Annotated in this window: 7 protein-coding genes; 5 read left to right on the top strand and 2 right to left on the bottom strand. The window is 53.8% G+C overall.

The window, feature by feature from the left end; all coding sequences use genetic code 11:
• Window positions 1–76: 76 nt before the first annotated feature.
• On the bottom strand, window positions 77–2,032 hold the full coding sequence (locus KDX30_RS26005; RefSeq protein ID WP_231677891.1) for a hypothetical protein: 1,956 nt from the start codon (window positions 2,030–2,032) through the stop codon (window positions 77–79).
• A 642-nt stretch (window positions 2,033–2,674) separates the two neighbouring features.
• On the opposite strand from KDX30_RS26005, the gene KDX30_RS26000 reads away from it, so the two are divergent.
• The 5 genes from KDX30_RS26000 to KDX30_RS25980 all read left to right on the top strand — a co-directional run bounded on the left by KDX30_RS26000 (window position 2,675) and on the right by KDX30_RS25980 (window position 11,936).
• Entirely contained in the window at window positions 2,675–5,419 is a 2,745-nt protein-coding gene (locus KDX30_RS26000; protein WP_231677890.1) for an autotransporter outer membrane beta-barrel domain-containing protein, read from the top strand.
• A 426-nt stretch (window positions 5,420–5,845) separates the two neighbouring features.
• Entirely contained in the window at window positions 5,846–8,101 is a 2,256-nt protein-coding gene (locus KDX30_RS25995; RefSeq protein WP_231677888.1) for an autotransporter outer membrane beta-barrel domain-containing protein, read from the top strand.
• Between the two features lie 265 nt (window positions 8,102–8,366).
• The gene (locus KDX30_RS25990; RefSeq protein ID WP_231677887.1) at window positions 8,367–9,935 is read left to right on the top strand and encodes a hypothetical protein; all 1,569 of its coding nucleotides are present in this window, start codon (window positions 8,367–8,369) and stop codon (window positions 9,933–9,935) included.
• Between the two features lie 87 nt (window positions 9,936–10,022).
• The gene (locus KDX30_RS25985) at window positions 10,023–11,555 is read left to right on the top strand and encodes a hypothetical protein (protein WP_231677885.1); all 1,533 of its coding nucleotides are present in this window, start codon (window positions 10,023–10,025) and stop codon (window positions 11,553–11,555) included.
• A gap of 120 nt (window positions 11,556–11,675) precedes the next feature.
• On the top strand, window positions 11,676–11,936 hold the full coding sequence (locus KDX30_RS25980) for a hypothetical protein (protein ID WP_231677884.1): 261 nt from the start codon (window positions 11,676–11,678) through the stop codon (window positions 11,934–11,936).
• Window positions 11,937–12,197: 261 nt separating this feature from the next.
• Here the strand turns inward: KDX30_RS25980 and KDX30_RS25975 are convergent, their stop codons facing one another.
• Window positions 12,198–12,617, bottom strand: a complete 420-nt coding sequence (locus KDX30_RS25975; RefSeq protein ID WP_231677883.1) for a hypothetical protein — start codon at window positions 12,615–12,617, stop codon at window positions 12,198–12,200.
• Window positions 12,618–12,992 lie beyond the last annotated feature (375 nt).

The following is a 12,992-nucleotide window of genomic DNA, read 5'->3' as shown; positions in this document are numbered from 1 at the left end:
ACAGGCGGCGTAAAGAAAATGGAGCTTTCCGCCCATCTCTTTACGCTCTGTGCGTCGAATATTTATCGGTGCGCCGTCAAGGTCGGGGAGTAATACAATAATTGGCGGCCCTTACGCTGATGGTGACAGGGATCTTTGCAGAATCTACCTCACCCTTACTGTTTGTCGCGGTGTAAATAGCGGTCCCCAAGCCCTCACATATGAACCTCAACTGGGGCTCAGTAATGATGAAATCGTAATACTTGGCATCAATGTCTAGTTGCAGAAGCGGATGGACGAGTTCCACTTGGGAGTCCGGAATTTCAGCGCCATTGGGATCAGTAAGGCTGTAATGCCCGGCAAACCTCAGATGCAGTGAATCACCCACCGTCATGTTCGCAATGGGGAGGGTGATTCGGATAGGCGTGCCATCCATGCCAGCAGCCTTGTTGATCACGTTGTTGGTATCTTTTTCCGTGAAATTCGGGTCTACCAGATTCGCACCGCCGCCCGGGATATCGGCAGAAGACACTACCCTGACATTAGTCGGTAAAGACTGAGCAACACCAAACTGAGGGGGATTCCCGACACCTAGAGCGCGGCTGACGGTGTAGCTGACATCGAAGGCCCCTTTGGGGCCTTTCTGGATGATGTCGTCGCTGTCGAGTGGAATAGCCAGATCGACCGTTGGGTCTATAACAGTGAACGGTATCTTCAAAGTGGGCCCCCATGAAACGTCAACAGTGTCGGTGGCCACAAATACCTCACCACCATCTTCCCCCAGATGGTAAATGGTAATCACACCGTCTTTGTCGAAATCCGCCGCAGGAATAACGTTCTGCTGGCCGCTGGAGCTAGTCACTTTCAGTAACTTCAGGTTTTCGTGCTCAGGGGTTTCCGGAAAAAGATCCTCGCCTCCCGGGATGGTGAGATTTACCAGAACGGTGGTAGCAGGAGAGGGACCGAACTTATCGATCCCGCGCTCCACACGGTAGGCGACCGCTACAGAGCCATCGCCCTCAGCAATGAGTTTTTTAATGTCCATTTCCACGCTGATGATCGGATCTGGCAGCGGCGAAGGTGCTACTGGCAACTTCCCGATAGGAGCAGGAAGCGCTTCTTGCGTACCCCAGGTGACAACAATCATGTCACCTTCCGCAATATTGTCGTACGGCGAAATATCCACTAGAAGCGGCCCCTGAGCATCCGCCCAGGTCACAACTTCGTGAAGATCGAAAGCGGGCACAGCAGGTGCCAAGAGATTGGAAGGGGGCGAACCTACCAAGGTCCGTAAACGCACTGCAGGCGCTCGTTCATCAGGAGGACGCACATTACCGAGTTGATCAACGACATTCCAGCTGAACGATTGCACGCCATCAACCGTGCTCAGATCGGCCCTTGGCAGTTTGAAGCTCAGCGGGGCGCCAACGGTGGTGACCGTCTCTTTGCTGTTTGGCAGCTGTAACCAGTCTGCGGGCAATGGAACGGCCTTCGGGGCTATTTCAGGCGTGGCCACGTCGCCAGTCCCCTCCCCGTTCCAGTTTGGAATCGTTGCTACCAATTCACCTGCAGCATTTAGATCTGACTCGGTGACCACCCCATCAACGGCGAGATTGAAAATCAAAGGCCCCAGATCGCTGCCCCCTGGGGCAGTTCTGTCAATAATGAGCGTCAGCGGTACATTGGCCCTTGTCTCATTTTGACCAGCACTTAACCTCGTGACGTAATCGAGTTGATGCACGCCTTCTGCGGAGTTGGTCATTACGTCCACGGGCAGCTCAAGCTCGTGTTCAGTGGTGTCAGCAAGGTCAAAATTATACCTTGAAGCCGGTACTTCGACGTTATCCCAGAACAACACTACATTGTCCCATACCGGGTTAGTTAACTCACTGATCACGGGGATCACTACTCTCAAAGGAGCAGCCATTACAACAAGGGGCAGCCTGCCATCCGGTAACATCTCAGGCGCTTGTGGCTGCCTAAGCGCAGTGACTCCAATTGACGGCTTTACTCCATGACGAATGACGCGTGAATATTTTTGTTTGTTAGACATGACTTTATCTTCCTGACAAAAATTAAATACGGGTGGAAAATTCCAGGGTGGGGCAGATACACTTTCGAGCGGCTGTGCAGGTGGAATGAGTATTAGCGTCGATCTCGTACCGCGCCACTGTCATAAATGACAGTGGCAGCGCTGAAAACAAGGTTTTAGTACCCAATATCCAGAACATTTAATGCTTATCCTGCTGTTTTCCATCGCTTTTTATTAAAGGCGGCGCTGGATATCCTGCGCACTCAAGCTCAGTAATTATTTCGAAGCCACGCCCCTTGCATTTGCTTCCAAATGGAATATCGCATGAATAGCAAATCGCAATAACGAAACAATTACTTATTTCCAATATCACGAACCGTAACACCGCCGTTACAGCCATACAGAGAAACAACCCTGATAATTGACAACTCTACCAAATAGAGCTTTACCTCTATAGCCATCCGCACCTTGGTACGGAAAGCTTATTCATAATTCTCGTACTCAAGCGTTTGAGCGGCATAAGTGGGTGCGTAGTAAATCATTGCTCTCTTTGTTGAGTTGAAAAACTCAGGGGCCGTTCTTCCTGACGCGACAGCCCACCCCTCCGTTAGAAGTGCCCACGCACTGTAAAGCGCACATGCATCATCCACAGGGAGATACGGTATGAATATCAACTGTTTGTGCAAATGCTACCTCATACCCTGCGTATTGACCGTGGCCTGCGCTAGCCCCTTACAGGCGAGGGTGCTTGGGCCCGGGGAATCAGAAACCGTCAATGCCGGAACACCAGCAGAAAGCTGGACGCTGACAGGCGCCACATTGACCGTGACACCGGGCGCAATCACACAAAGTATCGCCGGGGGTACTGCCTCCACGTTGATCATGGACGGAGCGACGACAGACAGCACCGTCACCAAAGGCGTGTCCCTCAGCAATAGCACAGCCACCATTGCAGGGTCGACCATCACCTCCAGTGTCAACTTTGGTCTGGAGTTGATCACCAATAACGTAACGCCTGGGACAGGCAATACCGCGGCGGTCTCCAGCACAGTAATCACCGGTGCTGTACGCGGCGTCAACTTGACGTTCAGAAGTCAACTGGACCTGACAGACTCTCAGGTCATAGGCACTGGATCGGGCACCGGCGGCCCGAGTTCAGGGGGCCTCGGCATGACCGTCGTGGGCGCGACCGCCAACCTGAAAAACAGCTCGGTTACCGGCGCTAACCGAGGTGTAATACTGGTGACAGATCAATTCGCTGGCTCCAATCTGCCGGTACTCACTCTGGATAATTCTTCTGTGGTCGGCACCAACGGCGACGCTATTCTGGTGGTCGGTGATGCGGCGATCACCACCGCGTCGATAACGGTGCAGAACGGCTCGACGCTAACAGCGGGCAACGGCATTATTCTCAATGTGGCTGCCAATGCATTAGCAGACCTTATCGTCGATAACAGCCAGTTGAACGGCGACGTGTCAGCCGTGGCGGCGTCCACCACCAACATCACCTTGCGCAACAGCGCCAGCCTGACCGGCAACCTGAGCAATATCAGTAGCGTCAACATGGACAATAGCTCGGTAACCGGAGACGTCACGGTGCCAGCCGCAAGCACCGCATCTATAGCGATGACTAACAATTCCGGCTGGAACGGGCAACTGACCAACATCGCCAGCCTGAACATGAACAGCAGTAGCCTGACCGGCAACCTGAGCAATATCAGTAGCGTCAACATGGACAACAGCACGGTAACCGGAGACGTCACGGTGCCAGCCGCAAGCACCGCATCTGTAGCGATGACTAACAATTCCAGCTGGAACGGGCAACTGACTAATATCGGCAGCTTGACTCTGGACAACAGTACCCTCACCGGAGGCGTTAACCAGGACAGCGGCTCGATTGCCAGTGTTACGCTGACCAACAATGCTGTGATCACCGGGCAACTGAACAACATAGGTGCACTCAACATCAACAGCAGCACAATGACGGGTGACATCGTGCAGGATGCGTCCACCCCGGCAACGATCACCCTTGCCAACACGGGCGTATTGAGCGGCACCGTCACCAACGCTCAAGCGATGAACATTGACAGCACCTCGGTCTGGAACATGACCAACAGTTCAAGCCTGGGCAGCCTGGCCATTGCTGGCGGGACGGTAAATTTGCGCGGGGGTAATCCGGCATTCAAGACGCTGACCTTGGGCAGCCTGTCAGGCAGCGGCAACTTTGCACTGGGTACGGACTTGGCGGCGCATCAAAGTGACCTGATCAACATCACGGGTAATGCAACCGGCAGCCACGTCCTGCAAGTCCAGAACACCGGCGTTGACCCGGTCAAGGAGACTTACGCGCAGCAGCTTGTGCACACGGGCAGCGGCGACGCAGCGTTTGCGGTTCAGGGCGACACTGTGGATGCAGGGGCATTTACGTATCAACTGGAACAGCGCGGCACGGACTGGTTTCTGGTGCAGGCGCAAGATGATGCTGGCGAGCCCATCCCGACGCCAAGTGCGCAAACCGTTGTCGCCCTGTTCAGCGCCGCACCCACCGTGTGGTATGGCGAACTGTCCACCCTGCGCAGCCGCATGGGCGAACTGCGCAATGGTCATGATCAAGGCGGCGCCTGGGCGCGGACTTACGGCAACAGGTTCAATATCGCAACGAGCGATGGTGTTGATTATTCGCAGAACCAGAGTGGCATCTCCCTGGGTGTCGACACTGCACTGCCCTCCTCTAACGGACAATGGTTAATAGGTGTAATGGCCGGTTATAGCCATTCAGACCTGAACCTGCGGCGCGGCTCGACGGGCGACGTGGACAGTTACTATGCCGGCTTATACAGCACCTGGTTGTCGACCTCGGGTTATTACGTTGATGCAGTGCTCAAGGCTAACCGATTCAGTAATAAAGCCGATGCTCGCATGAGTGATGGCGAACGGTCGGAAGGTGATTACGACACATATGGCGTGGGCGCTTCAGTGGAAGCAGGTAAACACATCCAACTGGCTGACCGTTGGTTCGTCGAGCCCTACGCTCAGGTATCCGCCTTGTGGGTAGAAGGCGAGGATTACCGTCTGGACAATGGCCTGGAGGCTGACAGTAATAGGGCGGATTCTTTTTTGGGCAAGGTCGGGACCCATTTTGGCCGTACGTTCCCTCTCACAAAAGGAGGGTTTGTGCAGCCTTATGCAAAGGTCGCAATAGCGCAGGAGTTTGCCAAAAACAACAAGGTCAATGTTAACGACAACACCTTCAATAACGATTTGTCCGGTACACGTGGTGAAGTGGGCATCGGGGTGGTAGCGCAACTGACCAGCGTGCTTCAGTTGCACGCCGATATCGATCACAGCAATGGTGACAACATCGAACAACCGTGGGGGGTGAATGCAGGTCTGCGCTATTCGTGGTAAGAACGCGTCGCGTCCGTGAACAAAAAGGCTGTGGCCCTAGTGGCGCTCGCCAGTGAAGGATTCTACGTCTGCCCGCAAGCTTGATCCGACTCGCAGGACTGGCTTTCGCCGGGAGGAGCCCGGGCCAGTAGCTGATTAATAAGTCGTCAGAAATACCGCTTCCCGGTCTAAAGACGGTTCCACCACGGGCCTCCATCGCAGCCCTGACTGATAACAATTCAACCCGTTACCATTCGCGTCCCCCCTGCAAGTGTCGGGCTATTCAGACCGCCTACCCTAAAGTTCCTAAAAAAGCCTCTACAAACATAAATAAGGAAATTTCCTACAAGATTAAAGGAATGTCCTCAGATATTTCTGTAGTCCATTTCTATTAAATGGCGCCTCTTTTAAACAAGCAGCATTGTTTTCAATGCAAGGTGTCGTTACATGTGTATTACCAAGTTTGCTCTTCGCAAACCTTCTACCTCTCTAGCGCTGGCAATTGGCCTTGCTTTCGCGACCATTGATCCCGCTGGAGCCGCAGCGCTAGCCCCTGGTGAATCGGCAACTGTTAATGATGGCGACACCGTAGAAGAATGGTCCCTCCGTAGCGCTACCCTGGTAATCACGCCGGGTGGAAAGACCGATGCTATCCAGGCTACTACCGGCTCTAATATCACTATTGACGGAGGTTCCGTAACAACATCGACAACGAGCGGTATATTGCTGACAGACAGCGATGTAACGCTGACCAACACCAATGTCACCTCTACTGCTTCTTACGGGATTATTGGCGTCACGGATATCAACGGCCTCCTGACCGGATCGAAAATCACTGCCGTCAATAGTGTGATCCAGGGTGTAACGCGTGGTGTATCAGCTTCATTCAACAGCATCGTCACGCTGGACGGAACTTCGGTTTATGGCACTGGCACGGGTATCGATGGCGCTATTGACGGCGGCGTAGGTATGGTCCTGGTAGGGGCGACGGCTAACGTACAAAACGGCAGTAGCATCACGGGCGACAATCGTGGCATCGTGATGCTCTCCGACCAGTTCGCGAACTCCGAAAAGAGCACCCTGAAGCTGGACAACTCATCGGTTACCGGCAAAACCGGCAGCGCCATTTTTGTTTCGGAAGGTTCCAGGCCTAATTCGGTTGCAGCCATCGACGTCAACAATGGCTCGACCCTGACGGGTGGCAACGGCGTGATTCTCGAAGTCGAGAAGAATTCCACCGTCCAGTTCAACGTCAACAACAGCCGTTTGATCGGCGATGTATTGATCGAGAGTGGATCGGTTGCAGATCTGGATCTGAAAAACCATGCGAGCCTGACCGGCACCATCACCAACGCCACTTCACTGACCATCGACGATTCGTCGCGCTGGGTCATGGAAGGCAATTCAACCGTAGGCAAACTTAGCCTGAACGATGGTCTGGTTGATCTGCGCGGCACCGATGGCAACGCCAGTTTTCATCAACTGGATGTCACCGAACTGAACGGTAGCGGCACCTTCGCACTGGGCACCGATCTGGCTGCCAATGCAGGCGACCAACTTAATGTGTCCGGAACAGCAACTGGCAACCACAAGTTGCTGGTCGAAAACACGGGTGCAAACCCGAAAGCGGGGGATGCGGATCGCCAATTGGTGCATATCGAAGGCGGCGACGCGCAATTTGCAGTCGACAGCGAAGACGGTCTCGTGGATACCGGCACTTACGCCTACGCACTGGAACAACGTGCGAACGGTACGGGCGGCAATGACTGGTTCCTGGTACAAACCGGTGAGATATCAAAAAGCACAGAAGTCGCCATCGGCTTGTTCAGCGCAGCGCCGACTGTCTGGTACGGCGAGTCCGCCACACTGCGTAGCCGTATGGGCGAACTGCGTATCGGCAGCAACGAAGGTGGCGGCTGGATGCGCACCTATGGCAACAAATACAACATGTCGGCCGGCAGTGGCGTTGAATACTCCCAGCAACAGCAAGGCATTTCGTTTGGTGCCGACATGCCAGTCGCCAGCAGCAATGGTCAGTGGCTGGTAGGTCTGATGGGCGGTTACAGCAAGTCCAATCTGGACCTCAAGCAGGGTAACAAGGGCAAGATCGACAGTTACTACGTAGGTGCGTACAGCACCTGGCTACTGGATAACGGCTTCTATATCGATGCATTGATCAAAGCCAACCGCTTTCAAAACTCCGCCGATGTGACGATGCGCGACGGAGCAAAAACCAAAGGCGACTACACCAACCACGGCGTAGGCGGTTCGGTTGAAGCCGGTAAGCACATCAGCTTTGATGATGGCTGGTTTGTTGAGCCTTATGCACAAGTGTCGGCGCTGTGGGTCAGTGGTGAACACTACACGCTGGATAACGGTATGGACGCCAGCAGCAACCAGGCTGACTCGGTGCTCGGCAAAGTCGGTAGCCACGCAGGCCGCAAATTTGCTTTGAAAGAGGGCGGTTTTGTACAGCCTTATGTCAAGGCCGCCGTGGCCCGTGAGTTAGTGACCTCCAACAAGGTGACCATCAACGATTCCCGCTTCCATAACGACTTGTCGGGGACCCGTGTGGAACTGGGTGCTGGTGTTGCGGCGCAATTGACGGATGTACTGCAAGTGCATGCAGACTTTGATTACATGAAAGGCCGCAATATCGAACAGCCGTGGGGCGTGAATGTGGGCGTACGTTACAACTGGTAGTTATTGACCGCTTTTTGAGGGCCCTTACTGGGCCCTTTTTTATATAGCCCGGCCCGAAATATACATTATCGCGATTGGCTATACCCACCGCCCCGTAAAACGGCTTTGGAATCATAGCCTGTTTTATCATCGCGATTCGGTTCATGTACTTTTTCACGGCGGCTAAACACCTGACCTAAACTCGGTATATCACCCACCATTAATGATCTCGTCTAACACGGACCAAAATCACCTATTGATTTAAAGCTTTATTGCCATGGAGGCAATGATGACTATTAAAGCCCGGTCTGCCGCATTATTGCTCATCTGCCTGCTGCTTCATGGTTGCGTATCTAACCTGTTCACCCCGGTTGACGACCGTCAAACTACCGTCCCCGCAGGGCAAGTACATCCACTCGCCCTGGATCTGCCTCCGGCCACTATGACAGAAGCCCCCAATGGGGAATTGGTACTGGATAATCTGGGGGCCAATGCCAACGTTACGTTCACTTACCCCGCAATTGCCGACACGCACACCGCCGGGCTGCGCTGGACAGGCAAAACCACTTACAACGCCCCCCATAAGACTGTGGGCGCAGCTCGCCCGGTAGCGTTCACCATCCCAAAAACAACCCTTGAGCTGGATTCTGGTGAGACAGGCGTTGTTACCTACACCGTGGGTGTCGGCGATAACCCGATCGAATATTCGCGACAGCTTTCTATCCGGGTCATTGGCACACCTGCTCCCAATCCTGACTATCCTCCCCCAACCGTGCCCTCCGCTCCCAACGGCAAGCTTGATCTGGCCACGGCGGGAGAAACGGTGACCATCACCGCAACCTACCCGTCCATCACCAATGGACACACGGTCGGGATGCGATGGACGGGCAAGGCCATTTATGACATTCGCCCTGTCCAGACAGTTGGCGCCACACGGCCGCTGGCCTTTGCCATGCCCAAGGCAGAGATCGCCAAGGATCTGGGTACCCAAGGCTACTTTACCTACAGTGTCGGCGTTGATGGTAACCCGCTGAAAATCTCCGAGCGGCTCCCGATTGAAGTCATCAATCGTCCTCCACCTGATGGTGCAGCCATCGCGGAAGCGATCAATACCCGGTACGGCAATACTGCAACAAGTTGCGCAGGTAATACTCCGTCATTTTACTGCAACGGGGTGATCATTCGCTCCACCCAAAACGGAAATTATGACCCTTGGAATCCAGCCAATAGCGCTATTACATTAGGTGGTGTTTCGTTTACCTATATGAGGGCCGATGCGGGCGTTACAAACCTTTATCACCACAGTGGTTTTATCTTTGCAGCTCAGGCTGACGCGATTGCGGCCAACAAGGCCATGGAATATCTCTGCATATACTCCAGCGATGCCGGAACGCTGAGTGCTGGCCGTAAAGACAAAGGCTGTGGTATCAGAACACGAAGCATCTCAGAGGCGGATTTGAGTTCCTGCACAGCTGTGAACGTGCGGACACTTGAACAGTGGGTTACGTATTCAACACCTTTAACCGCTCCCTCGTATCAATGCTCATTGAGCGCCCAGGATGCGGCTCAGTTTCAAGTCAGTGTGGAAGCGCGCGCGTATACCGCACTTAGTGTGTGGCGTCAGTGGAATGAAATAATGGTTACCACCTGGCCACAGGACACGGGCGACAAGCTGCCACTTGAAGCGTTCTTCTGGAAGACCAACGTACCCGCATCGCTGGAAGAAGCTAAAACTTATCAAACTAAATTCAAGACGAAAACCGGACTGTGGGTGCCCGTTATCCGGCTCGACTTTACGCAGGTCAATGCCAAACCGTTTAGCTATGACGCCGGTGACCAGGCGGTTCAGCCTTGATCAAAAAACAGATAAAGGCGTGAAGATATTTGTGAGCTAGTACCACGAATCACCGTCACCTGGCGGTGTTATTCGAAGAGAGGCCATATGATTACAAAGACCGTTCAGGCAGTTTTGTTGTGCATGAGCCTGCTGATAAGCAGCTGTTCCGTGGTGCAGCAATTATCGGTGACCGATGAGCAATTACATCCACGTGCTCTGGACCTTCCTCCAGCCACGGTAACTGAAGCGCCCAATGGCGAACTTGTCCTTCAAAACCTTGGCGCTAATGCCAACGTAAACGTTACGTACCCTGCGATCACTACCGGTCATAGCGTGGGACTACGATGGACGGGTAAAAACGTTTACAACGCCCCCGTGCAGACGGTCGGCGCGACCCGCCCATTAGCGTTCACCATTCCAAAAACCACCCTCGTACAAGATGCTGGCGGCACCGGTGTGCTGACCTATAGCGTCGGAGTGGGTGGTGATCCACTTGAGATATCACAACCTCGCGCCATAAAAGTCATCGGCACACCGGCACCGGGTGGTGATTATCCAAAGCCTGCAATGCCAGCCGCACCCAACGGCAAGCTTGATCTGGCAACGATGGGGGCAACGGCACCCGTCACCGCTACTTACCCAGGCATTACTAACGGCCACAACGTTGGCATGCGTTGGAAAGGCAAATCCCAGTATGACGCTCCACTGCAGACGGTAGGCGCCACCCGCCCGCTAACATTTGAAATTCCAAAAGCAGAGGTAGCCAAGGACGTAGGGGGCACGGCTGTTTTGACCTACAGCGTGGGTATTGGTAATGATCCACTCAAGATCTCAGAGCCACTTTCGATTGAGGTAATCAACGCACTCCCCTCCGATGGAGCCGCAATAGCGGCGGCCCTTAATGCCCGGTATACCGATACGCGGGCAAGTTGCCCGGGCAATACGCCGGCGTATTACTGCAACGGGGTGGTGATACGTGGAACACAGAACGGAAACTTTGATCCTTGGAATCCGTCTGCTGGCGCTATCGCCGTGGGCGGCACCTCTTTTTCGTATATGAGAGTCGACGCCAACGTTACGCCTATACGCGATAGCGGATTGATATTTACCTCACAGGAAAAAGCGATCGCGACCAATAAGATCGTCGAGTACCTGTGCATTTATGTTCACAACGCCAGCACTTCTGGGAACACGCGCGACAAGGGTTGTGGAATGAGGCCCAGAAGTAATATCGCTGCCGATTTGAGTTCCTGCGCCAGTATCAACGTTCGAACATTGGCGCAGTGGAGTGCCCACGCCGCTACCCTTCCAGGTGCAGCGTATCAGTGCTCATTGAGCACTCAGGACGCGTCGCAGTTTCAGGTGAGCATTCAAGCCCGGGCAAATATAAATTTCCCTTATAAAACGGCATGGAATGAGGTGATGATTGCCACTTGGCCGCCGGACATCGGAAACAGGCTGCCTATTGAAGCATTCTGGTGGAATACGGCTAAAGCGTCGGTGGCTGAAGCAAAGGCCTACCAAACCAAGTTCAAGAATAAGACAGGCCTTTGGGTGCCAGTCATAAGGGTCGACGTTGCGCAACTCAACGGCAGACCTTTCAGCTACAACGCAGCGGATCAAGCGGTTCAGCCGTGATCAATCTTGATACCCTGCCAAAAACGACCTGTTCGTAGCCATGCCGGACAACGTCTCTTGTAGAGAGGCCTGTCCGCTACCAGAATCGCTCCATACCTCAGAAGAAATGGAGCGCCCGGGATGATGCACGCGGACTTGATTGACCAGGAAGATCTGATCAGCCAGCTACGATCAATTGGCTTCGAAGTGCCTGCGGGCGCAACTGCCGAGCAGGCCTGCGCGCAAGTTGTATGCGGCCTGACCGACGGTCGCGCCACCGCATTGAAGCGCCTGGTGGAGCAGATGCTGACCGGCAGCGCGACGATATTACCGGCGGTGAGACAGGCGATTGATAAACAGCTGTTGCCGGGGCTGGTGGAGTACAAGCAGGGCCGTGGTTAAGCGTTTTGTGGGAGGGAACTCATTCGCGAAGGGGACGGTACACCCGATGCATATCCATCGCCCGACATGCCGCTTTCGCGAATGAATTCGCTCCCACCTCAGATCGGTACCTGAGCTCAATTTGTCGACGTCAGGCACAGCCCGGTGGGAGCGAATTCATTCGCGAAGGGGTCATCCGCGAATGAATTCTCTCCTGCATGTGTTCAAAACATCACACGCTTACCCAAGCGACTCCACACTTAGGCTGCGTCAGTGTTTGCGTTATCGCTCATCGCTGAGGGAAACTCTTCTCACCAAAACCTCCTTGGTGAATCGAGGCTCAACCAGTACCTCGATATTGTTGGTAGTCGCTACATTCGAGACAAACAAATCAAACGTAGTGGTCGCCCAGTCATCAGACACAGCAGGATAGTACGTCCTGAATATGGCATTCGATGACCAAAGCAAGTGCACTTGCCCTTTATCCTCCTCAGTACCATTGACCACTTTCAATTCAACGGCGAGCAAGAACCGCCGGGGTTGTACATCCGCGATTCGAACGCTTTGGTTCAACTTGTCACTGTCGTTTAGTACCGCATGATAGCGACCATCCTCTTCGACAATATCAATGGTGGAACCCATCACGGGACGCCAAGGGTCCAGCTTGCCGGTACCGAAGTCACCATTCTGTATATGTTCCATGATCTAACTCCCTGAGTTAAAAACCTCAATCCCTGTAATAAGCAATTGCCTCCAACTCGCCAAATACTGAACATGCCCGTACAGGGTTAAAGAGCTGAAGGACCTCCTTCAGTCCAGGACCACTGTGGGACGAAAAAAACAGGGCGTCTACTGTCAGACATGACAGTCCGTTGGTCGCTGCAAAGGAGGAAACGGGTATTCATCGGCGTCAGGCAAAAACCTGTGGGAGTAAATTGATTCACGAAGGGTCAGTACATCCGATACATCTCCATCGCTCGACATGCCGCCTTCGCGAATGAATTCGCTCCCACCTCTAGATAGTCAACCGGGCTCAATTTCCGGAATCTGGCAGAGCCCCTGTGGGAGTGAATTCAT

Source organism: Pseudomonas quasicaspiana (genome assembly GCF_021147825.1).
GTDB classification, from domain to species: domain Bacteria; phylum Pseudomonadota; class Gammaproteobacteria; order Pseudomonadales; family Pseudomonadaceae; genus Aquipseudomonas; species Aquipseudomonas quasicaspiana.
Note: the sequence above shows the minus strand (reverse complement) of the source record. Positions and strands in the feature narration are given on the sequence as shown.

What these genes read in the sequence shown, in the direction of transcription:
- KDX30_RS25975 (WP_231677883.1), bottom strand. Translation starts at nt 12,617, where the DNA reads ATGGAACATATACAGAATGGTGACTTCGGTACCGGCAAGCTGGACCCT.
- KDX30_RS26000 (WP_231677890.1), top strand. Translation starts at nt 2,675, where the DNA reads ATGAATATCAACTGTTTGTGCAAATGCTACCTCATACCCTGCGTATTG.
- KDX30_RS25995 (WP_231677888.1), top strand. Translation starts at nt 5,846, where the DNA reads ATGTGTATTACCAAGTTTGCTCTTCGCAAACCTTCTACCTCTCTAGCG.
- KDX30_RS25980 (WP_231677884.1), top strand. Translation starts at nt 11,676, where the DNA reads ATGATGCACGCGGACTTGATTGACCAGGAAGATCTGATCAGCCAGCTA.
- KDX30_RS26005 (WP_231677891.1), bottom strand. Translation starts at nt 2,032, where the DNA reads ATGTCTAACAAACAAAAATATTCACGCGTCATTCGTCATGGAGTAAAG.
- KDX30_RS25985 (WP_231677885.1), top strand. Translation starts at nt 10,023, where the DNA reads ATGATTACAAAGACCGTTCAGGCAGTTTTGTTGTGCATGAGCCTGCTG.
- KDX30_RS25990 (WP_231677887.1), top strand. Translation starts at nt 8,367, where the DNA reads ATGATGACTATTAAAGCCCGGTCTGCCGCATTATTGCTCATCTGCCTG.